This window comes from Shewanella sp. A22 (genome assembly GCF_053850585.1).
Map to the genome: position 1 here is coordinate 1 of NZ_JBSQBN010000046.1, position 24,360 is coordinate 24,360.

The 24,360-nt window shown below is 41.4% G+C and carries 13 protein-coding genes; 3 read left to right on the top strand and 10 right to left on the bottom strand.

The features are described 5' to 3' along the window. Positions 1-216: 216 nt before the first annotated feature. Positions 217-2,814, bottom strand: a complete 2,598-nt coding sequence (acnB, locus tag ACWXWT_RS10255) for a bifunctional aconitate hydratase 2/2-methylisocitrate dehydratase (protein WP_456041488.1) — start codon at positions 2,812-2,814, stop codon at positions 217-219. 402 nt (positions 2,815-3,216) lie between these two features. Between acnB and hxpB the strand changes: the two genes are divergently transcribed. Then, positions 3,217-3,885, top strand: coding sequence for a hexitol phosphatase HxpB (gene hxpB, locus ACWXWT_RS10260; RefSeq protein WP_456041507.1), 669 nt, complete (start codon positions 3,217-3,219; stop codon positions 3,883-3,885). A 78-nt stretch (positions 3,886-3,963) separates the two neighbouring features. Here the strand turns inward: hxpB and ACWXWT_RS10265 are convergent, their stop codons facing one another. From ACWXWT_RS10265 to ampD, 8 genes are all read right to left on the bottom strand, one after another. Beyond that, positions 3,964-6,222 carry a patatin-like phospholipase family protein gene (locus ACWXWT_RS10265; RefSeq protein WP_456041489.1) on the bottom strand — a complete coding sequence of 753 codons (2,259 nt, stop codon included), beginning with the start codon at positions 6,220-6,222 and terminating at the stop codon, positions 3,964-3,966. Between the two features lie 97 nt (positions 6,223-6,319). Then, positions 6,320-10,795, bottom strand: coding sequence for an EAL domain-containing protein (locus ACWXWT_RS10270; RefSeq protein WP_456041490.1), 4,476 nt, complete (start codon positions 10,793-10,795; stop codon positions 6,320-6,322). 305 nt (positions 10,796-11,100) lie between these two features. Further along, entirely contained in the window at positions 11,101-12,531 is a 1,431-nt protein-coding gene (gene lpdA, locus ACWXWT_RS10275; RefSeq protein WP_456041491.1) for a dihydrolipoyl dehydrogenase, read from the bottom strand. A 173-nt stretch (positions 12,532-12,704) separates the two neighbouring features. Continuing rightward, positions 12,705-14,675, bottom strand: coding sequence for a dihydrolipoyllysine-residue acetyltransferase (aceF, locus tag ACWXWT_RS10280; protein ID WP_456041492.1), 1,971 nt, complete (start codon positions 14,673-14,675; stop codon positions 12,705-12,707). An 11-nt stretch (positions 14,676-14,686) separates the two neighbouring features. Beyond that, the gene (aceE, locus tag ACWXWT_RS10285) at positions 14,687-17,353 is read right to left on the bottom strand and encodes a pyruvate dehydrogenase (acetyl-transferring), homodimeric type (protein ID WP_456041493.1); all 2,667 of its coding nucleotides are present in this window, start codon (positions 17,351-17,353) and stop codon (positions 14,687-14,689) included. 68 nt (positions 17,354-17,421) lie between these two features. Further along, complete coding sequence (pdhR, locus tag ACWXWT_RS10290; protein WP_456041494.1) at positions 17,422-18,174, bottom strand: pyruvate dehydrogenase complex transcriptional repressor PdhR; 753 nt, start codon at positions 18,172-18,174, stop codon at positions 17,422-17,424. A gap of 258 nt (positions 18,175-18,432) precedes the next feature. After that, positions 18,433-19,284, bottom strand: coding sequence for a beta-lactamase regulator AmpE (gene ampE, locus ACWXWT_RS10295; RefSeq protein ID WP_456041495.1), 852 nt, complete (start codon positions 19,282-19,284; stop codon positions 18,433-18,435). Between the two features lie 76 nt (positions 19,285-19,360). Then, entirely contained in the window at positions 19,361-19,915 is a 555-nt protein-coding gene (gene ampD, locus ACWXWT_RS10300) for a 1,6-anhydro-N-acetylmuramyl-L-alanine amidase AmpD (RefSeq protein WP_456041496.1), read from the bottom strand. Positions 19,916-20,113: 198 nt separating this feature from the next. Between ampD and nadC the strand changes: the two genes are divergently transcribed. Both nadC and ACWXWT_RS10310 read left to right on the top strand, forming a co-directional pair. Further along, entirely contained in the window at positions 20,114-20,995 is an 882-nt protein-coding gene (gene nadC, locus ACWXWT_RS10305) for a carboxylating nicotinate-nucleotide diphosphorylase (protein ID WP_456041497.1), read from the top strand. Between the two features lie 1,101 nt (positions 20,996-22,096). Next, on the top strand, positions 22,097-22,444 hold the full coding sequence (locus tag ACWXWT_RS10310) for a prepilin-type N-terminal cleavage/methylation domain-containing protein (protein ID WP_456041498.1): 348 nt from the start codon (positions 22,097-22,099) through the stop codon (positions 22,442-22,444). Between the two features lie 233 nt (positions 22,445-22,677). Here ACWXWT_RS10310 and ACWXWT_RS10315 read toward each other — a convergent pair whose 3' ends face one another. Next, complete coding sequence (locus ACWXWT_RS10315; protein ID WP_456041499.1) at positions 22,678-24,036, bottom strand: O-antigen ligase family protein; 1,359 nt, start codon at positions 24,034-24,036, stop codon at positions 22,678-22,680. Between the last annotated feature and the right edge of the window lie 324 nt (positions 24,037-24,360).

Sequence of the window (24,360 nt, forward strand, 5' to 3'; positions counted from 1 at the left end):
TATAACGATATCGTTGAGCTGTGTTGTAGTGCTTGGAATACGTTTGTTCAGTGCAAGGACAGGGTAAAAAGTTTGTGTACAAGAGACTGGGCTAATATGGGCAAAGTCTAATGCGGATTGGTATAATAGGATTGGTATAACCCTACATAACGAAATCCAAATAAAAATGCCAGCATTTCTGCTGGCATTTTTGATCAATTGTTAACTCGTTTAAGCTTAAAGCGCGGCTTGAAAAATCACGCTGTCGGCTTTCTTAGTGTAAGAATCGATTTGGTCGAAATTCAAGTAACGGTAAGTGTCAGCTGCTGTTGCATCTAACTCTTTAGCGTATTCTTGATACTCTTCAGGAGAAGGTAAACGACCTAGTAACGCTGCTACTGCGGCTAACTCAGCTGATGCTAAGTAGACGTTTGCGCCTGTACCTAAACGGTTAGGGAAGTTACGTGTAGACGTTGATACTACAGTAGAACCTTCAGCAACACGTGCTTGGTTACCCATACATAGAGAACAACCAGGGATCTCAATACGAGCGCCAACACGACCGAAGATGGCGTAGTAACCTTCTTCCGTTAATTGATCGCGGTCCATCTTAGTTGGTGGTGCAATCCATAAACGAGTCGGTAATGTTTTAGCAAACTTGTCTAACATCTTACCGGTTGCACGGAAGTGACCGATGTTTGTCATACAAGAACCAACAAACACTTCGTCAATCTTAGTTTGTGCAACGCTTGATAATAATACAGCATCATCAGGATCGTTTGGTGCACAAAGGATTGGCTCTTTGATGTCGTTTAGATTGATTTCGATAATTTCAGCGTATTCTGCATCTTTATCAGCTTCCATCAACTCTGGGTTAGCAATCCACTCTTGCATCGCATTAATACGACGCTCAATAGTGCGACGATCGCCATAACCTTCAGAAATCATCCACTTCAACATCACGATGTTTGAGGTGAGATATTCGATGATTGGTTCTTTGTCTAGCTTAATGCTACAACCTGCCGCTGAACGCTCAGCAGATGCATCAGATAATTCGAATGCTTGTTCAACTTTAAGTTTTTCAAGACCCTCGATTTCTAATACACGGCCAGAGAAAGCGTTGATTTTGCCTTTTTTCTCAACCGTTAGCAGACCCATTTCAATCGCTTTTAATGGGATAGCATGGACTAAATCACGTAAGGTAATACCAGGTTGCATTTCGCCTTTAAAACGCACTAGCACTGACTCAGGCATATCAAGAGGCATGACACCTGTTGCAGCAGCAAATGCCACTAAACCAGAACCGGCTGGGAACGAAATACCAATAGGGAAACGAGTATGTGAATCACCACCAGTACCTACGGTATCGGGTAATAACATACGGTTTAACCACGAGTGAATAACCCCGTCACCTGGACGTAAAGCAACACCACCACGGTTCATAATGAAATCCGGTAGTGTGTGGTGAGTCGTAACATCAACTGGCTTTGGATAAGCCGCAGTGTGACAGAATGACTGCATGGTTAAATCAGCACTAAAGCCTAAACATGCTAAGTCTTTTAACTCATCACGTGTCATAGGGCCAGTAGTGTCTTGTGAACCAACAGAGGTCATTTTAGGTTCGCAGTATTGACCAGGACGAACACCTGATACACCGCATGCTTTACCGACCATTTTCTGGGCTAAAGTAAAGCCTTTATCAGAAGCGGCAATGTCTTGTGGACGAACGAATACTTTTGATGCTTCAAGACCTAAAGTTTCACGTGCACGGTCAGTAAGGCCACGACCGATGATCAATGGAATACGACCACCAGCACGAACTTCATCTAACAATACTTCGGTTTTAAGCTCAAATGTAGAGATGACTTCATCAGTGCCATGACGTTTAACTACACCTTCATAAGGGTAGATATCAATCACATCGCCAGTATCCATTTGATCAACGTTTAGCTCAATCGGTAATGCACCCGCATCTTCCATAGTATTGAAGAAGATTGGCGCAATTTTGTTACCTAAACAGAAGCCACCAGCACGCTTGTTAGGCACATAAGGAATGTCATCACCCATAAACCATAACACTGAGTTAGTGGCTGATTTACGTGAAGAACCCGTACCGACAACATCACCGACATATACTAATGGGTGACCTTTGCTTTTTAACGCTTCGATTTCTTTGATTGGGCCCACAACACCTGATTCATCAGGCACAATACCGTCACGCGCATTTTTTAGCATGGCTAATGCGTGTAGTGGAATATCTGGGCGAGACCATGCATCTGGCGCAGGAGACAAATCATCCGTGTTGGTTTCACCAGCCACTTTGAAAACCGTTAAGGTTACTTTGTCTGCCAATTTTGGACGGTTTAAGAACCAATCTGCATTTGCCCATGATTCAACAACTTGTTTGGCAAATTCATTACCCGCTTGCATTTTTTCAACTACATCGTGGTATGAATCAAACATCAACAAGGTGTTAGACAGTGCGGTAACCGCTAAAGGTGCTAATTTTGCATTGTCTAGTTGGTCAATTAACGGTTCTATGTTGTAACCGCCTTGCATAGTACCAAGCAGCTTAACAGCATGTTCAACGCTTAATATTGGAGATGACACTGTGCCTTTCGCGACCGCATCAAGGAAAGCAGCTTTTACATAGGCTGCCTCATCTACTCCTGGTGGGATACGATTCTCAAGCAGGTCGAGGATAAACGCCTCTTCACCTGCTGGCGGTGTTTCAACTAATTTAACCAGTTCAGCCACTTGTTGTGCATCTAATGGCTTAGGGACTACACCCTCTGCAGCACGTTCTGCGACGTGTTTACGATATGCTTCTAGCACGGCAACATTCCTCTTTGTTTGACGCCTAACGGCGAAACTCAGCGCCATTATGGTTACGCTGATAATTCCACTGGTTCGGGCTTGAAATCCGACCTCCAGTATACTACAGCTTTGTAAAAGTATGAATCAGCTCACACTATTAGAGGTATGAAATCAACGCGATTTATCAACCTAAAAATCAATTTAACCGCAAGTTAATTAAATTTAAATTAGACAATAGTTTGAAACAGCCGAAAAAACACTTAAATACATTAGCTTACGCAACACCCACTGATTAAACTATACACAGTAAAATATCCACTTTTTTAGATGAAATATTTTTTAAAAAGTGTGTTTTGATTGTGTCGAATCAGCAACAAAGTAATAATTAACGCTTAAGGTTATGCCATTTCTGGAGCCAGCATTGTGTCTACCCAAATGAAAGCCGTTATTTTTGATATGGATGGAGTTTTAATTGATTCCGAACCCGCGTGGCAGTTAGCCGAGCAAACGGTATTAAATCATTATGGGCTTAACCTAAGCCTTGAAGAAATAGAGCAAACCACTGGCTTACGCATTGATCATGTTGTTAGCTATTGGTACCAACGTTTTCCTTGGCAAAATTACGACAATACAGCCACGGCAAATAAAATTGTTAATGAAGTCATCGCCCAAATCAATGCTAATGGTGAACCGATGCGAGGTGTTATTGAGTCGCTAGATGCCTGTAAACGTTTAGGGCTTAAAATAGGGTTAGCGACGTCTTCATCATCATTAATTATTGAAGCTGTGCTGCAAAAATTGGCCGTTGGTCATTATTTTAATGCCATTGAATCGGCAGAAAATTTGGATTATGGCAAGCCACACCCCGAGGTATATTTAAATTGTGCTAAAGGGCTTGATGTACCACCGAGCCAATGTATCGCGATTGAAGACTCGTTTAATGGCTTAATTGCCGCACGAGCTGCCAGTATGCAAACCGTAGTCATTCCTGCACCTCACACTGCCACGCAAACTAAATGGGTGATTGCACATCATCAATTGTTGCACGCAGGGTTATTGCCCGAATTACTTAAAACGGTCAGCACATAGAGAATTGCAAATAACCATAACGGCAGCCTAGGCTGCCGTTATGGTTAAATGTTGTGGATTAATCTTGGCTAATAATGCTTAAAAGTTTTTGCCGACAAATAAATAAAATGCCGTTTCACCACTGTCTGTAAAACCGAAACCTAATGCTGCTGGGCCCCAGTCGGTATCGGTTCCTAAATATAAACTACTGGCGTAAATCAAATCATTTAAGTTTACGTCATCACGATCAAACCACACATTACCCGCCTCAAGGCTGGTACCTAAATACAAAGGCAAATCGGTGATCAATACATCACGGCCCAAATCATATTGATAAATCACAGCACCAAATAGTTTATGCGCGCCAACTAAGGTATCTTTACGGTAACCAGATAAGTTCAAAAAGCCACCTAAATCAGCAACATGCAAGGTGAAATCACCATCATTTTCGGTTGTAGCAAGTTCCATTTTGCCCACAATGGCATGATTACCGAGTTTCAGTGCACCTTTCCAATCCGCTTCAAATTGCCAAGCTAAATCATCACTAAAGGTTGTATCAACATCACTTAGACCGTTATAAGACTCATCCCTTAAATAACTGACGAAAGTAAATCGATTTCCTTCCGTTGGGAAACTAATGCTGTTTAGGCTGTCGTAGGCCACCTTAAAATAACCGCCAGTGGAATGATAATCTAATGAATCGACTAAGCCATACTCACTACTGACACGTCCATCTTCTACGGTAAAACCCAGTTCGATAATACCATCTGAGTCAAAGTTATAACCTACGCCGACAACAAGTTGAGCAACATTATTTTCAAGTTCAACATAACGACTATCTTGATCAAATAAATCCCAATCTTTTAATTCGTATTGCAACCTCGCTAGGCTATAAAATGTCTGATCACGGTCTAATGGTTGATAGAATTCGGTGGAAATTCGTTTTTTAAAGCCTAGCTCTAATTCATTACGCCACTCACCACCATTTTCAGTTAAGTCGGCCATGGTATAAGCTAAACTAACGGTAATAGCAGAATCCAATGTAAAGTCATCTTCCCAATTGAAACCCGCTTGAAAATAGTTCGGTCCCCACGACTTTGCTTTAGTGGTGATGGTTAAAATCCGGCCTTGGTCGACATCTTCAAATTCGGCGTTAACACGTTCAAATTTGTTCAGTGAATACACTCGGTTTAACGCTGCGTTTAAATCTTCTTTACTAAGTACAACGCCTTCTTCAATACCTAAACGCTCACGTAATAATTTTTCACTGACTTTTGATTGATTATCAAAAGCAATTTTATAAATAGGCTTTTTAAGTGGATCAATCCACAACAGGCTTTGTTGTGATTTACTTGCTTGATAGGCTAAATAATCTTGCTCACTTATCCCAAGAGGCGCTAATTTTACCAATTCTAAATTGGCGGCATCTTCGCCTAATTTGAGCGCCAACGGCATAATTGAAAAATCGGTAGTGCTCAAACTATCAATCGCAGGACGAATTAAGATATCACCTGACGTCAGTAATGTTTTTTGGCGGGCGGTGCTGGCTTGAGTCAACATAGTAGACAATTGTTCTAATACCGCAATGGTGCTGTCTAAATTTTCTTGTTTCGTTAAGGCTGAGCCAATATCAACGGCAATAACAATGTCTGCTCCCATGGCTTTCACCACATCAACAGGCATATTGTTGGCGATGCCGCCATCAACCAGTAAACGCCCATTAATGAGCGCTGGTTGTAATGCTCCAGGTACTGTGGCCGATGCTTGCATTGCTTGCACAACACTGCCACTAGATAAAACCACGGCTTCACTGGTTGCTAAGTCTGTCGACACGGCTCGATACGGAATAGCCAAGTCATCAAAGTCACCAAACTGTTCGACTAGGCCCGTAGAGTGACGCAGCAGTTGCGACATGCTTTGTCCACGCAACAAGCCACTTGGTGAAGTAAGGCGATTATCGTTATAGCCAACTGTAAGAGGAATATTAAATTGGTCACGCTGTTGCTTATCACGGTAACTTAATTTATCTCGCGGAATGGTATCAGAATACCCTTTAGACCATTCACCATTGAGCATAATGGTCTCAATTTGATCTGCGTTATAACCTAATGCGTACATTCCCGCGACATACGCACCAATACTTGTACCGGCAATATAATCTACGGGAATACGATATTTCTCCATGACTTTAAGCACACCAATATGTGCAGCACCTTTTGCACCTCCGCCGCTAAGCGCTAGGCCAATGGTGGGTCTTTCCTTAGCATTTTTTTTTGCTGCATAAACGGGTTGCACAGCCAAGCAAAGACAACTCATTGCAAAAAGAACCAGCAAATTAAGGCGCAAAATTTGTTGCATAAATCATTCCGAAAGTAAGTAAAAACAACTTATTCTAACAAGAATTAACCAATAGCTATACAAATGGATGGTCGCCATAAAATGACTCCCTTTATCGCTACACTTCAGATGACTTATTCGCTAGCGCTTGCCGCTTAATTTCGTGTTCAATATCGATTTTTGGCATAGGTTTAGCAAAATAATAACCTTGAATAATATGACATCCTCGCTGGACCACTTGATCTAATTGTTCCTGAGATTCGACCCCTTCTGCCACAACTTCAAGCGAGAGGTTGCGCGCCAATTCAATAATACTGCTCACAATCGCTTGGTCAGCTTTGTTAACATCAATATGCATTAAGAAAGAGCGATCTATTTTCAGAATATTGACTTGGAATGAGCGTAAATAGGCAAGAGATGAATAACCTGTACCAAAATCATCGATGGCCACTTCAATACCTAATTGCCTTAACGCAAGCAAATGTTGGCTGGCAATATCAATCTCTTTCATCAATACGCCTTCGGTAATCTCCATCGACAAATATTTTGCTGGCATGCCAGTGTTGTGTAAGGTTGCTGTCAAAAAGTCGATAAAGTCAGGCTGCCTAAAGTGCATAGCGGATACGTTAACCGATACTTTTACGCCACTTTGATATTGTTGATGCCACTTTGCACCATCAATGCAAGCTTGAGTCAGCACCCAACGATCAATATCAACAATGAGGCCGCATGATTCTGCAATACCAATAAACACATCCGGATTAACCATGCCATCTTTTGGATGCTGCCAACGGATCAAGGCTTCAACACCCACTAAACTATCTTGCTCTTGAACATCAATTTGTGGCTGGTAATATAGTTCAAACTCATTACACTGCACTGCTCGATGCAAGTCAGCCTCTAAGCGTAAATGGTATAATGCTTCCGCATTACGTTCAGCAGAGTAATATTGGAAATTACCACGGCCTTCTTCTTTAGCATGATACATAGCTAAATCGGCATTTTTTATCAAGGTTTCTGGAGATTGATCATCGTCAGACCAAATGCTAATACCAATACTGGTTGAGATAAAAAACTCTCTACCATAAAGTTTAAATGGCATTTCAATTTGTTTGAGTAATTGTGTCGCGATATGGTTAATGGTGTCGACATCATTAGCATCGCGCAGCAAAATAACAAACTCATCGCCACCAAAACGGCATAATAAGTGATCATCAGACAAGCAAGACTGTAATCGATTAGCGGCTTCAATGAGTAATGCATCACCCATACTATGGCCGTATGAATCATTCACATGCTTAAATCGGTCGAGGTCTAAAAACAGCAACGCTAAGGTTTCTTTGCGCTGTTTAGCCGTTTCAATCACTTGCCCCAATCGACGTGAAAACATTGCTCGGTTGGCCAGTCCAGTTAACGTATCACTGTTGGCTAAACGGCGAAGGTGTAATTCATTATGTTTGCGTTCAGTAATGTCAGAAAAAACCACCACATAATGCAATGCCTCACCATTAACATTAAGCATGGTTGATACGTTTAACCAAACAGGACAACGACTACCATCCAGACAGTTAAATTGGCATTCACCAGTCCAAAAATGTTCTTTATCGAACACCTCTTCCATATCAAATTGTTCTGGAGTTTCAAATACTAAATCAGCAAAATACTTATTTGTTAACTCATGTTTGTTGGATACTAGAATTAAATTGGCGGCAGCATTGCTCACTTTAATGCTTTTATTGGCATCCAATATCAGCATACCTTCAGAAGTATTTTCAAATGCCTGAGCTAATAACGTAACCTCGCCTTCCAAAGCTCTTTGCTGCGTAATATCGGTGTACATTCCTGCTGCATGCAACACTCGCCCGTTACTCGGGTCTGCTTGAATAGCGCGACCTTTAATCCTCATCCAATGCCACTGATGATCATATTGATTATGATATCGATACTCGGCATCAATCATTTCTGTGTTGCCTTTTATTAGATCTGTCCAAGCCGATGTAATCCTCTTTACATCGTCTTTATGTATCGGGATATCGCTTAACATCATATCAATGTGGGGCTTGGGCCCTAATACGCCGCCTCGGTTGTCCAGTGACAACATCTTGGTTGTGTCGTGCCATTCCCATAAATCTGAGTCGCTGCCTTTTAAGGCTTGACGCAAGCGTTCGTCACTTTCAACCAATGCAAAGTTCATTTGTTTAAAACGATTAATTTGTCGTTGTCTAAATAACAACATAATTGACACAATCAGCAAAATACTGAAAGCAAACGCGCCTTTGAATTGCTGCGAACGCCACCAAAATTGCTTGACAGTAAACCGATACTGAAACGGCTCGCTGGACCAAACGCCATTTCTTTTATATAAAAGCTCAAGGGTATATGCCCCAGCACTTAGTCCCGTAATATTAATCTGTGATTGGCCTTCCAGTAACACATAATTGCCCGCAATATTGCCATCCTTAACTAAACGATATTGTAAGGTCATCGGTTTATCATCAAGATAATCAAGTATCGCAATTTGAAAGCTAATCAAGCTGGCGCCAGGATCAACTTGTGGGAGTTGGCTTGGAATGAGGTACACTGCGGTATTGTTGTCATAAAATACAGATACTGATTCAAGCATAATCTTATCGTTTAACGTTCTCGATACCAGCTTATCAAGGTCAATTAACATTGCCCCGTCTGGAGTACCAACATAAAATCCCTTTTCAGGATCATAGAACTTTGCCGCTTCATTAAATTCGTCTGAAGTAAACCCGTCTTGGCGACTAAACGAACTCACTTTACCTGATTTTTTATTGACTTTAATGATGGTGCTAGCACAACCAATAATATGATCTGTATCTGTGTCTTGAAGAAAAAACACGACTTTACAATCGGTCTTCCATTGTTGATCAAGTGAAATAATATCATCAGTTTTTGTATTGAATTGATATATGCCATGCTGGGACGTACCTAGCCAAAGAACATCGGGCGCTACTTGCATCAAGCTATTCATTGTCGGTTGATGAGTAAAATCGGCAAATACGTCCAATTTTGAAACATACTCACCAGCCGCCGTTAAATAACCAAAATGTTTACCGCCACTTATCCATAAACGGTTTTCATCATCCCGTAATATTGCTTTATACCAAGAGTTCGCTAACGACTGTTGCCCGTTAAATAGCGCCTGTAGTTTTAGATCTGTATTGCCCTCTTTCCAATAATAAAGCCCATGATTGGTGCTAAACCAAATAATATCGCTATCACCTTCATCACGATAAATACTCATGACTATTTTATCGTTCAGCGACTCTTGACCACCACTCCACTGCGCAAAATTAGAACTGGCATTAGTCACTTTATTTACAACATATAACCCACTGGTGGTTGCCAACACAATATGCTGTGCGTCTAAAGAGCCAATCCGGTAAATACTGTCACTTAGCTCAAAGCCTTGGGGAATAATCATTGTTGATGTTTTATCGCGAGTGTTGACCACCGATAAACCACCGTCGGTGCCCAACCATAGTGTGTCGCCCTCACTGTATATTGACCAAACCATTTCATTATCAAGTTGGTAAGGCGGCTTTTTCGTATAATCATCAATCAAAAACTTGGGTTTTGCTGCAATTACAGCTAACCCATCACCAGAGCCGCCAAGCCATAGTAGGCCGTCAGGGTCAACGGCCATGTCGTGAATATAATCAATATTGGCTCGTTGCTTGAGCTCATCACGATAAATAATGAGTTCATCATTGCTTGGATTCCAAAAAATGAGTCCTATCCGACTCGATATCCACAAATTGCCATCGAGATCTTGCTCCATTTGTTCGACGTAATAAGGTATTTCTGTAACGGCTTGCAGACGCAAATTAGCCACATCAACCTTAAATAAGCCCTTTGAAGTTAACAGCCATACGCGCTGTTGCTTATCTTGAAACAACTTCATGATCGAACCACTTTTATCTGGCCACGGAAAAGTCCCAACAAGGGTTCCATCAGCCTGATGAAGTTGCAGTAAGTGATTAGTTGAAAAAAGATACTGAGATGAATGCAATTCTAATGCATTACTCCAAGGCAAACTGCCGTCTAATGAATGACCACGAGACAAGGACAACTGCTGGGAAACATCATCAAAGTAATAAACCTGGCCTGAATAAGATAATATAAGCAAGCGCCCATCTTGCTGGCGCTGAGTCGCCATAACCCTAATACTATTATCAATACTGCTCGTGTTATTCACTTTAGGTTTGAGTAACAACTTAAAGTGGTTATTTAAAATGCTGTACAAATATAATGAGGAGTTTGTGCCAATCAACAGATGTTCTTGGCCAGAGTTAACTACGCTGGTAATCAGCTCGTCATCCAATACAGAATCAAAACCCACTTTATCAATGCGTCTTACTTTACTGTTACTCACTCGGTAGAGACCTTGTTGAGTCGCTAACCAAACAAAACCATATTGGTCAAAGCTAATATCTTGAATCGTTGCGGTGGCCAAACCATCTTGCGCAGTAAATACTCGCTGTACAATATCTGCTGCATTTGCAGGTACAGCGCTGAGCACATAACAACTTATACATACCAACCAACAGATTACCGCTCTGATCATAAATTAAGCCTATTCCTCAAAAAATAATGTTTGTCCTAATTGCTATTTATCAACAAGGCTACACAGGCGAGTATCTTGTTTAATGCAAAATCAGAGGCCACACAGCAAACGTAATAAGAGAATGATATAACGTTAAAAAGTTGTTTTTTATTCTGTAATTTAATTTTTATAAACAATATTAATGTTTTAACATTATTCAATCGAGAAAGTAACACTTCATCATAAGACTAGCCTAAAAATCAAACTGCGGCTAAAAAAAAGCACCCCTTGCTAGGAGCGCTTTAGTGTCATCAACTCAATGCGTATTACTTTTTCTTAACCGCTTTAGGGTTAGGTAAATCAGTAATTGAACCTTCATATATTTCAGCGGCTAAACCCACTGATTCATGCAAGGTTGGGTGGGCATGAATGGTTAATGCTAAATCTTCAGCATCACAACCCATTTCAATCGCAAGACCAATTTCACCGAGTAACTCGCCACCGTTAACACCCACAATAGCACCACCAATAACACGATGAGTTTCTTTGTCGAAAATCAATTTGGTCATGCCTTCACTGCAATCCGATGCGATAGCACGTCCACTTGCAGCCCAAGGGAAAGTAGACGTTTCATAAGCAATGCCTTGCTCTTTGGCTTCTTTCTCAGTTAGACCAACCCATGCTACTTCTGGGTCTGTATAAGCAATTGATGGAATGACTTTAGGATCGAAGTAATGCTTCATTCCTGCAATCACTTCAGCCGCAACATGGCCTTCATGCACACCTTTATGCGCCAACATTGGTTGACCTACGATGTCACCAATAGCAAAAATGTGCGGAACGTTAGTACGCAATTGTTTGTCTACGTTGATAAAACCACGCTCATCAACCTTAACGCCTGCTTTTTCAGCAGCAATTAACTTACCATTTGGTGAGCGACCAATAGCCACTAGCACAGCATCGTAACGCACGGGTTCAGCAGGTGCTTTTTTGCCTTCCATTGTGACATAAATGCCGTCGTCTTTGGCTTCAACAGCTGTGACTTTCGTTTCGAGAATAAGATTAAACTTCTTCTTAATTTGTTTCGTAAATACACGAATAATATCTTTGTCTGCGGCAGGAATCACTTGGTCAAACATTTCAACCACGTCAATTTCACTGCCTAAAGATGAGTACACTGTACCCATTTCTAGACCAATAATACCGCCACCCATCACCAATAATTTACCAGGCACTTCTTTCAATTCGAGTGCGTCAGTCGAATCCCAAATACGTGGGTCATCATGTGGAATAAATGGCAATTGAATTGGACGAGAGCCTGCTGCAATAATCGCTTGTTCAAACTGAACAACGGTAACGGTGCCGTCTTCAGCAGTCACTTCTAAACTATTTGGACCAGTGAACTTACCAAAACCATTAACCACATTAACTTTACGCATTTTAGACATTCCGCCTAATCCACCGGTTAACTGGCCAACGACTTTTTCTTTAAAGCCACGGAGCTTTTCTAAATCGATTGTCGGCTCACCAAATACCACACCGTGATTCGCAGCTGATTTAGCTTCTTCAATCACTTTAGCAATGTGTAGTAATGCTTTAGATGGGATGCAACCTACGTTCAAACATACACCACCAAGGGTGCTAAAACGTTCAACGATAATGGCATCTAAACCTAAATCAGCCGCACGGAATGCTGCTGAATAGCCTGCAGGGCCTGATCCTAATACAACGACCTGAGTTTTAATTTCGTTACTCATGTTTTCCTCTATTCTTTTGCATATGTTGGCGAACAAAACCGATTTAACAATCAATGCGAGCAGATTGTGATAACTGACCGCATTTTACCCTTTGTTTGATGACGATCACAATCAAACATTGGCGATAATCATCGACATAAAAAAGGCCACTCGATTAGAGTGGCCAGATATGTTTACAAAATCATGGTGCGGATGTCAGACAAGATGGCAGACAATGTCACACTAAAGCGTGCAGCCATTGCGCCGTCAATCACACGATGGTCGTATGATAATGACAGTGGCAACATTAATTTAGGCTCAAAGTCTTTACCATTCCATTTGGGCTTAATTTCAGATTTTGACACACCTAAAATCGCCACATCAGGATAGTTAACAATCGGCGTAAATGCCGTACCGCCAATGCCTCCTAAACTTGAAATAGTAAAACAGCTACCTTGCATGTCTGCAGACTTAAGCTTGCCGTCACGCGCACGGATAGAAATGTCGGTTAACTCACGCGACAATTCAACAATGCCTTTTTTATCAACATCACGTACAACCGGAACCATTAAACCGTTTGGCGTATCAACCGCGACACCAATATGGAAGTACTTTTTCTGAATCAGCGACTCACCATCTGCACTTAAGCTAGAGTTAAACACAGGGAATTCAGCCAATGTTTTAGCAACCGCTTTCATCATGAACACAAGTGGAGTGATTTTGTAATCTGCTTTTTTCTTGGCAGCAATATCATTCTGTTGTTTACGGAAAGCTTCCATCTCGGTGATATCTGCTTCATCAAACTGTGTTACGTGAGGAATAGTGACCCAGTTGCGGTGTAAGTTAGGCCCAGAGATTTTCTGGATGCGGCTTAATGGTACTTCTTCCACTTCACCAAACTTACTGAAATCAACTTTAGGCGCAGCAATGACGTTTAAGCCACCCGCACCACCAGCAACCGATGTGGCAGCTGTTGCTTTAGGACGCGATAACTCATACTTAACAAATGCCTGCACGTCTTCTTTCAAAATACGCGCTTTGCGGCCAGTACCTGTCACTTTCGTTAAATCAACACCAAATTCACGCGCTAAACGACGTACAGCTGGCGATGCATGCACAGCACCTGTTGAAGTTGGTGCTGCAGCACTTGGGTGATACGGCACGGGTGGATTTGAGGGGCGACTTGCCGCTATTGCCGGAGCAGGAGCAGCAGGCGCTGATGCGGCTTGAGCCGGCACAGCCTGTGCCACTGGTGCTGTGTTAGTAGTTTCAATCGTCGCAATTAAGCTACCTTGAGATACTTTATCGCCCACGTTAACCGTTAACGATATTAATTTACCGGCAAATGGAGCTGGTACTTCCATGGTCGCTTTGTCAGTTTCAAGGGTAATTAACCCTTGATCTGCAGTGATTTCATCACCAACAGCAACCAGCACCTCGATAACATCAACATCATTAGCATCGCCAATATCTGGTACATGAACTTCTTGTACTTGGCTTGTCGTTACTTCTGCCGTTGCTTGAGAAACCGGAGCCGCTGCCAGAGGAGCATCAACTTGTGCCGTTGACACTGCAGGTGCTGCTTGAACGGGTGCTGAGCCGGCGACTTCTAGCGTGATAACCAATGAACCTTCAGACACTTTGTCGCCAACGGCCACTGTCACTGATTTAACTACACCCGCTTGAGGTGACGGTACATCCATGGTGGCTTTATCGGTTTCTAAGGTGATTAACCCCGTATCAACGTCAATGCTATCGCCAACAGCAACCAATACTTCGATGACAGACACATCAGTGTCGCCGCCGATATCAGGTACTTTCACTTCAATGACTTCTGGGCTACCAGCACTTGGTGCGGCGACAGGAGCTACCGGAGCAGGAGCTGCAGCTTGCGCCACTGGGGCTTCGGCTTTAGCCGGTGCAGCGTTTGCTTCACTCATCATGGCAATCAAGGTGCCTTCAGAAACGGTATCACCCACAGCAATTTTTAATTCTGCCAAGGTACCAGCAAAAGGTGCTGGAATGTCCATGGTTGCCTTATCGCTTTCTACTGTAATGATTGATGCTTCTTTTTCAAGAAAATCACCAACAGCAGCACAGATTTCAATAACCTGCACAGCATCAGTATCGATATTAGGAACCAAAACTTCTTTTAATTCAGCCATTTTGTATCCCCTTACGCGAACTGTGGGTTGATCTTGTCAGCATCAATGCCATATTCAGCAATGGTTTTTGTTAACACATCAACTGGCATTTCATTACGCTCAACAAGAGACTTCAGTGCCGCAATAACAATAAACTTAGCATCCACTTCAAAGTGATGACGTAAGTTTGCACGGCTGTCGCTGCGACCAAAACCATCGGTACCTAGCACTTTATAGTCAGTCGGTACAAAGGCGCGTAATTGCTCGCCGTATATTTTCATGTAGTCAGTGGCCACAATCGCAGGTGCATCAGCAGATAATACTTGGCTGATATACGCTTGCTTAGGTTGTGCTGTTGGATGCAACATGTTCCAACGCTCAACCTCTTGACCATCGCGTGTTAACTCGTTAAAACTAGTCACACTGAACACATCTGCGCTAACACCAAAGTCTTTCGCAAGGGCTTGAGCCGCTTTACGCACTTCTTCTAAAATGGTGCCGCAACCCATTAGCTGTACTTTACCTTTACCACTGCCAGCAACTGATTCAAGCTTGTAGATACCTTTTACGATACCTTCTTCGGCACCAGCTGGCATTTCAGGTTGAACGTAGTTTTCGTTCATCGTCGTTAGGTAATAGAAGATATCTTCTTGATTTTCGCCATACATACGACGAATACCATCTTGAACGACAACGGCAATTTCATAACCGTATGTTGGATCGTAAGAAATACAGTTTGGAATAGTATTGGCCAACACATGACTGTGACCATCTTGATGCTGTAAACCTTCGCCGTTCAATGTTGTACGGCCAGAAGTACCACCCACTAAGAAACCACGAGCGCGCATGTCGCCAGCAGCCCATGCCATGTCGCCAATACGCTGGAAACCGAACATAGAGTAGTAGATGTAAAACGGAATCGTTGGCATGTCGTTAACTGAGTAGCTGGTTGCAGCTGACACCCAAGATGACATTGCGCCTAACTCGTTAATACCTTCTTGTAAAACCTGACCGGTTTTATCTTCACGGTAGTACGCCACTTGATCAGAGTCTTGTGGTACATATTTTTGGCCTTCATGAGCATAAATACCCACTTGGCGGAATAAACCTTCCATACCAAAAGTACGCGCTTCATCAGGAATAATTGGCACAATACGTTTGCCAATACCTTTATCTTTTAACAAAGCGGTTAATACTCGAACAAACGCCATTGTTGACGAAATTTCACGGCCATTAGAACCTTTTAAAATCGAATCAAAAATTTTCAATGAAGGTACTTCTAACTCTTCAGTGAATTTTTCACGACGCTTCGGTAAATAACCTAATAATGCTTCACGGCGACTCTTTAAGTATTTCACCTCTTCAGAGTCTGGACCTGGATGATAGAAAGGTAGATCTTCTAATTTGTCATCCGGAATTGGAATATTAAAACGGTCACGAAAGTGACGAATAGCTTCTACGCCCATTTTCTTGACGTTGTGAGCAATGTTTTTACCTTCACCCGCATCACCTAACCCATAACCTTTAACGGTTTTGGCAAGAATAACTGTTGGCCGTCCTTTGGTTTTCTGTGCATGCTCAAGTGCAGCGTAAACTTTCACAGGATCATGACCACCTCGGTTTAAGCGCCAAATGTCGTCATCAGACATATTAGCAACCATTTCAGCGGTTTCTGGGTACTTACCAAAGAAATGCTCACGAGTCCATGCACCGCCTTTGGCTTTACAGTTTTGGTATTCACCGTCTACGGTTTCTTCCATTAACTGTAATAACTTACCGCTGGTATCACGAGCCAATAATGGATCCCAATAGCGGCCCCAAATCACTTTAACCACTTCCCAGCCTGCGCCGCGGAATTCGCCTTCAAGCTCTTGGATGATCTTACCGTTACCACGAACAGGACCATCTAAGCGCTGTAAGTTACAGTTAACGATAAACACTAAATTATCTAACTCTTCGCGCGCAGCTAAACCAATTGCCCCCAAAGCTTCTGGCTCATCACACTCACCGTCACCTAAGAAACAGTAAACTGTTTGCTTAGAACAATCTTTTAAACCACGGTCAGTTAAATACTTTAAATAACGTGCTTGGTAAATGGCTTGAATAGGACCTAGACCCATCGATACCGTCGGGAACTGCCAATAACTAGGCATTAACTTCGGATGCGGGTATGAAGACAGACCTTTACCATCAACTTCTTGACGGAAGTTAGCCATTTGCTCTTCAGTAATGCGGCCTTCAAGGAAAGAACGCGCATAAATACCTGGTGCAATATGACCTTGGAAATACACCAAGTCACCACCGTCTTGCTCATTCGGTGCACGGAAGAAGTGGTTAAAACACACATCATAAATCGTTGCACTGGACGCAAAACTTGAAATATGGCCGCCCAGCTCTAAATCTTTCTTAGAACCACGTAACACCATCGCCAAGGCATTCCAACGGATAATCGCACGGATACGACGCTCCATTTCTTGATTACCAGGCATGTTGGGTTCTTGACCTGCCGGAATGGTATTTAAATACGCTGTTGTCGCATTATAAGGTAAGTGAGTACCGTTACGACGCGCTTTGTCGATTAACTTTTCGAGTAAAAAATGTGCACGTTCAGGCCCTTCTTGCTCTAACACAGCTTGCAGAGCATCAACCCACTCTTGGGTTTCTGATGGGTCTAAATCTTGAAGCATATCTTCAGACATCTCGCAGTCCTTCTCTATATACGGGTTATATTTCGGCTTGAGTGGTTGCTTGTTGACACAACAACTTTTTATACGCCGCTCTTTAAACGGCGCAAACTACGTTGCAACCGACTGTCTTCTTCTCTTACAGACAGCATGACTTCTTCGATATAGCTTAAGTGCTCATTCGAAGCTTCACGCGCAGCGTCTGGGTCCCGGTGTATAATCGCAGCCAGCAATGCTCGTCTGTGATCATTTGCCATGGTGGAAGCTTCTTCGCGTCTGCTTAAAAGTTCCAAGTTTTGTGCCACATTTTTATGTAGCACAGGGGTTAAACTTAAGACTAAATGGAGCATAGCCACATTGTGTGACGCCTCAGCAACTGCGCGATAAAAATGCACAATTGCAGATGCTTTCGTTTCAATACTTGTTGCAGCTTCTACTTCATTAATTCTTTTTTTAATGCTTTGCATGTCTGCATCTGTACCGCGCAATGCAGCAAAATACGCCATCATGCCCTCTGTGGCGTGACGGAATTCAAGTAAGTCATATTGACTTTCAGAATCGTTATGCATTAATTCAACGATAGGATCGGCAAGACTTTGCCATAACTGCTCTTTTACGTAGGTGCCACCGCCCTGACGACGCATCAGCAACCCTTTAGCTTCTAATTTTTGAATCGCTTCGCGCAATGAAGGACGAGAAACTTCAAATTGTACCGCGAGTTCGCGTTCTGGAGGTAGTTTCTGACCAGGTTGCAAACTGCCCTCAAGGATCATTCGCTCTAACTGCTCCATGATCACATCAGAGATTTTTGGCTGGTTAATTTTAATATAAGCCATCTGGCGCCCTGCTCCCTAAAAAAGCAATTGTCAATTGGTCTTACCAATTAATATGAGAGAGCGCACTTTATCAAATCATACATGTCATGTCTAGCCATCTGCTTATTGACATATGAAAATTACTTTGTTTAAAACGCTCAAGCACAGAGCATAACCAATATTTATACTCTGGGGGTCAGACCATTTATCTATATTGTTAAAAAATAAAACCAATTCGTCATCTTATTCTCTATGCTTAATGATGCGAATTGAGTTTTGCTAACTCACAACACCAAATATCGTTAACACTGAGACTAAAGTCAGCAGCAACATAAAATTGCGTTTACTCAATGCTAGTAACGCCAATGTGGACTGCACACTAAGTGGTGCATCACCTGCTTCTGGTAAAGACTCAGCCGCTAAAGCCGTGTAAGTTACAATTGTTTTGGCATCGTTTTTTACATTTAAGCCATATTGACGCCAAACGCTTAATCCAGTACTAAATTGACCACTAAGCACATACCCAAAACTAAACACCCGGCTCGGCAACCAATCAAATATCATCTGCACGTGTTCAACGAATGGCATTTCAAGCTGATTCTTATTGTTGTACTCGCTGTAATAACGCACGGTGCAATACAATACCGCCCCTACAGGGCCTAAAAATATCAAATATAATGCCACTACACCGTAGTAACGATAATTAATCCACGCAACTATTTGCCCAACTTTACGACCTAAATCTTGTTCATCAACCACATCCAAACTTTCAGTGCAGTCTAATTCACCAGCATATCGATAGCATGCTTGTACATCACCTCTACATGCAGCTTGAATGTACTGTTTAAATACTTGCCGTAAGGATTGGTGACTAAAGCAGACTATCGCAATGATGACCCAAAAAAATAAACTCAATAAATCAAAAAAAACACCGTCGAGTAGAATACTAATTAACAAGACCAACAGAGCCGGTAGCATCATGGCGATTGCGACGTTCAATGTTGATTTTAGCGATGGGCGATCCCAGAACATTTTTTGGTAACGAGCCATTACACTATCGAACTGCAGACTGTTTGGCAGAAGCTTCAAACGCTCAACTAAAATTGCGACTAACAATGAAAATAACGCCATGAATATCCTTATTACACCAATTATGTTGCTGCCAATATTTAACAGCCATGCCTAACTTACAAGCACTATAACAAACTTAAACAACCATAATAGCTTGCTTATATCGAGACCAATCAAAGCTCACGCCGGGATCTGTTTTACGTCCTGGAGCAACATCACAATGACCAACAATATTATTAACATTAATCATAGGATACTGCGCCATTATCTCCAATGTTAATAGGATTAATTGATCATATTGTTCATTGGTATAACCGCTACTATCTGTTCCTTCCAACTCAATACCAATGGAATAATCATTGCACCCAGTGCGATGATTAAACTCAGACACCCCAGCATGCCATGCTCTGTCATCACAACTAACATACTGAACGACTTCGCCGTCACGTCGAATCAAAAAATGTGCCGACACTTGCAAGCTGCACAAATCAATAAAACTATCGTCAGCTTTAGGATCTAAACAGCCTTGGAATAAGGCATCGATGTATGGCAATCCAAAGCAGCCAGCTGGCAAACTTATGTTATGGATCACTAGTAAACTTACTTCTGCGGTAGGTCGCTGATTAAAATGTGGCGACATACATTTTCTGGCTCCCGCCAACCAACCTTGTTCCAATAAGCCTTTTGCCATATCCATCCTTAAACTAACCATTTTTGTATAAATTTAACAGTATTAAACGAGAATACCAATGCTGAAAATTGCTTACCTCAGTAGTGTCAGTATATAGCCGAGTTATGGTAATCTTTACTAAATGCTTTCTGCAGCAAACACTTCATTTAATGCAGATACTGTTTAGCTTTATTACGCTCTTTAGCAAGGACTTTGCTTATGTTAGAAAACGACATCCGTCATGCTGTGCAAACAGCACTTGATGAAGATTTAGGTCACACAGCCCATAATACCATTTACGATATGCTCAATGCTGATATTACCGCACAGCTTATTCCCGCAGATAAGCACGTGTCCGGGGTGTTAATCACCCGCGAAGATGGCGTTTTTTGCGGCAAAGCGTGGGCAGAGCAAGTATTCAATCAACTCGGTAGTGAAGTTGTACTTCATTGGCATGTTGATGACGGTGACTTAGTGGTCCCGAATCAAGTGCTGTGTGAGCTGTCAGGCCCGGCACGCGCCATCTTAACAGGCGAACGCACGGCGATGAACTTTATTCAGACCTTATCTGGCGTTGCCAGTTTAACCAAGCTCTATGTCAATAAACTTGCTGGTACCCATACTCAATTACTCGATACTCGTAAAACCATTCCAGGGCTTCGCACCGCACAAAAATACGCAGTCACCTGCGGCGGGGGACACAATCATCGCATTGGCTTATTTGATGCATTTCTCATTAAAGAAAATCACATCATGGCTTCTGGCGGAATTTCACAAGCGATTAAAGCCGCTCGCGCATTAGATAACCAAAAACCTGTTGAAGTAGAAGTTGAATCACTTGATGAATTAACCCAAGCACTTGATGGCGGCGCAGACATCATCATGCTCGACAACTTCGATGTCACCATGATGGTTGATGCGGTTAGTCTTAATAATCGCTATAAAGACCAAGGTAAAGGGGCCAAATTAGAAGTGTCAGGCAATGTCACCTTAGATACCCTCGCAAGTTTCGCTCAAACTGGTGTGGATTTTATTTCTGTGGGAGCATTGACGAAGCACGTCAAAGCATTAGATTTATCGTTAAGACTAAAAAGCGAGTGACTTATCTAAAGGTAATGAGCAAATACTGCTGATTGCCTTTCACTAGGACATGCATAGCATGTGAACACTTAACAGTCACAACCCAAGCAGAGGTAATTAGTGAACCTAAAAATACTAACTATCTCTGCAAGGGAAATAATAGTGCAACGTATTATTAGCTTAATGTTTCCACCTATGATCTCAAGTTGGCGCTAACAAGTAACCGTCGTACTCACCGTTAGACATCGCCGTTGTTAAGGCATAACTCCACTTACGCATTAACCATAAGCAAGAATACTTGGCATAACACTCAAGTTGAAGCGAGTAACAACAAATGATTTAATCATAATGCAAGCCATACTCATTCGAGTTAAACGTCAATTTCAAGCGTCATCAAAATGACTATTGTTATGATTTTGTCAAATAAGTTTACTTTGACAGATTACAACTCAAAAACTTATAGCGCATAAAGTACTGAAAATGTGAAAACAGTGCATTTTTAGACATTTATTTTTAATTTGCATGGCAAACCTATTCCTTTCTTAAGCAGTTTATACTAACGTTTATGTCAGGCAAGCTGGCCTTTCGGTCTTGTACTGCAATAGTAACGTTACACATAACATATACTTTCCATCAATTTCGTAACATTTTATAATGGCTAGGTTAAGCATCTGGATGACGTTTTGATAAAGTGATTTGTTGTAACACGGTATGTAGCGCTCGCCGAAATGTCATATTGGCGCAATGAAGCGATGATTAACATCGCTGATTATTGTCAAGTTGATAACATGTGCTATAGCAACTAAGCTTAAGATATTGATGTTGTGAATAAACAGAAATGTTAAGGCCCACTGCTATGGCATGAGTAACAACAGATTAACGTAAAATGTAAAAGTAAAAAGTTAACTATCGTCATCATTAATACACAAGTTTACGTCATTGTTTCGCAGTGTCATAAGCATTATGTATAAGCGGCGACATTTAAAATATCGTGGCACTACACGTCACTCATTGTGTCTGCAAGGCATAAGGCATATGGATTGCCTTTAGCACACTGAAATCACAGAAGTGTGCTAAATTATCTAGGATTGATACTGCCACAGCCTATTTACGGAGAGAAACATGAAAGGTATTAACCAAATCAAAAACGCTAAGGGTTTTACTCTTATCGAATTAATGATCGTAGTCGCGATCATCGGTATTCTTGCAGCAATCGCACTGCCTGCTTATAAAGATTATGTAAACAAAGGTAAAACTAACTCTTGTTTAGCTGAAGCTTCTGCATTTGAAAAAGCATATGCAGCAGCCGATATTGGAGACATAACGCTCCCTGTCTATGCAGCAGCAGCTTGCGCCAGTGGCCCTGTAGCAGCCGATGGTGATGTGACAAGAGTTTATAAATCTGATTCAAATCCGCAAAAAGATATTACATGTACTATGGCGACTGCCTCTTGTGTAGCAGCAACCTAATTGATTTAATATGATTATCTAAAAAACACTCTGCTTTCAGGGTGTTTTTTTAGCTTTTAAATAATTAATAGTGTATTCACCATTTCAAAATGCTCCTGCTAAATTAGTGCTAAAACTCTTTTTATAAATCATCACTAATCTAATATTCAAACACAGAGTTATATTAAATAATATATAATCAAAGTTTTAACAGAATATCAGTACCAACAAAATTCATTTACTCATAATTATGCCTAGTAGCTAATTAACCCATTAACCCAGATCCGAGGAAACATGGCGGGTAACAATTCTTGATGCTTATATGTAGCTAGTAGCAAACAACTGATAGCAGATATCAGCAAAAACAACCCTATTCGGGTCAGTCGTCCAAGCTTATAAGCATCACTCTCATCATATGACATCGACATAGTCAACAGAAATACAAACAATACTTGTGCAAACGGCATAACGGCCACACCACTAAAAAGTGAGTAAATAAGCCCAGCTAATATCGCATAGACAATTGGAATTATTGAGACGTTTTTAAGCTGTTTTAACATTACCAATCTGTTGTATACCCGACTGATTACCCATGTAGTAATGGCAATACAGGTTATAACGCCGTATTCATAAAGTAACTGCATAACAGCGTTATGCGGGTGAGCGTGCGGTAGCGGCTTACCCTCTGCCCACGTAAAGCTCATTGGCCCGAATCCAAACCATAGATGTTCTGGAATAGACTGTAAAATATAACACCATAAATCTATTCGCCCTGAACTGGTGGTTCTTATTTGTAAGTTTGCACTGTCCATTAACCAGTATGGAATGATGATAATAAACACGAGCCATAAGCTGATGCCAACTAACAAAGTTTTCAACAAGATGGCAATAAATTGTTTACGGCTGTCGGTGGATAAAAACAATGTGATTAAACTTGATGCGAGAATAAGAGAAAGTAATCCACCACGGGCGCTAGTCTGTAGAAGCACTGCCCAGTGCAATGATATGACAATAAAAGAAATACTTTTGAACTTAGCCAATTTTGAGTTAAAAAATGGCAAAAAAAGCACCGGCATAATCATTACTTGTAATTGATTAAAAAAACGAACATTGACATACCCTGAAATGAGCCCATGAATATCAAAGCTTTGTGCATCAGCATAAGAAAATATTAAAAAAAGAATGTATTTAACAAAAGTAAAAATAGAAAATAATACAGCACAAGCATATATCGAAAAGTGAACCTTATCTCTATCAAAAGATCTCATACTGCTTGTAAATATGATAAAGGCACTGATTAACAATCCAATATTAGCAATCTCCATCACGCTCCAAAATGGGTGTTTACTCAGCCATGCAGAGCAAACCGCCAATGTAATGAAAGTAATGAAAAATACCTTTGTAAATGTCGAAAACTTAATAAATTTAACATCCTTAATAAAGGGAAAAATCAGCGAAAATAACCAAATGCAACCAATAACAATAAAGCGCTTGATATCGTATTCACTCTCAATGGCAACAAAATGGCCAAATTTCCCGGCAAATACCGTTCCAAGTAAAAAAAAGCACCCAAGGAAAATGAATACCCCTATCGAATAAACCTTTAATGGCACAAACGTCCCTCCCTTAAGATGCTCTACGGTGTTGTAACCTTTGAGTTATACCTGTCCAATATATTTTAAGTACTATGCATAAAATTCAGCATTAAGCTGCATGTTCATCTGAGTCGTTATAGATATATCAACAATAACAGTACTAATATTTGCACAATACCTTAGTTAGCGTATAACGAGCGCCAAACCACTTTTTTCAACACTCTATCTTACACAACTCATTCTGGAACATATCTATTTAGCATTACAAATGATAGTTTATTCAATCGATTAAAATGACAATCTCCAAAAAAGAAGTTATCATTTTAGCCCTTGGGTACAACT

Bases quoted from the DNA above. Each gene is read 5' to 3' on its own strand.
- ACWXWT_RS10265 (WP_456041489.1), bottom strand. From the start codon at position 6,222: ATGCAACAAATTTTGCGCCTTAATTTGCTGGTTCTTTTTGCAATGAGT.
- ACWXWT_RS10270 (WP_456041490.1), bottom strand. From the start codon at position 10,795: ATGATCAGAGCGGTAATCTGTTGGTTGGTATGTATAAGTTGTTATGTG.
- lpdA (WP_456041491.1), bottom strand. From the start codon at position 12,531: ATGAGTAACGAAATTAAAACTCAGGTCGTTGTATTAGGATCAGGCCCT.
- aceF (WP_456041492.1), bottom strand. From the start codon at position 14,675: ATGGCTGAATTAAAAGAAGTTTTGGTTCCTAATATCGATACTGATGCT.
- aceE (WP_456041493.1), bottom strand. From the start codon at position 17,353: ATGTCTGAAGATATGCTTCAAGATTTAGACCCATCAGAAACCCAAGAG.
- pdhR (WP_456041494.1), bottom strand. From the start codon at position 18,174: ATGGCTTATATTAAAATTAACCAGCCAAAAATCTCTGATGTGATCATG.
- ampE (WP_456041495.1), bottom strand. From the start codon at position 19,284: ATGGCGTTATTTTCATTGTTAGTCGCAATTTTAGTTGAGCGTTTGAAG.
- ampD (WP_456041496.1), bottom strand. From the start codon at position 19,915: ATGGCAAAAGGCTTATTGGAACAAGGTTGGTTGGCGGGAGCCAGAAAA.
- nadC (WP_456041497.1), top strand. From the start codon at position 20,114: ATGTTAGAAAACGACATCCGTCATGCTGTGCAAACAGCACTTGATGAA.
- ACWXWT_RS10310 (WP_456041498.1), top strand. From the start codon at position 22,097: ATGAAAGGTATTAACCAAATCAAAAACGCTAAGGGTTTTACTCTTATC.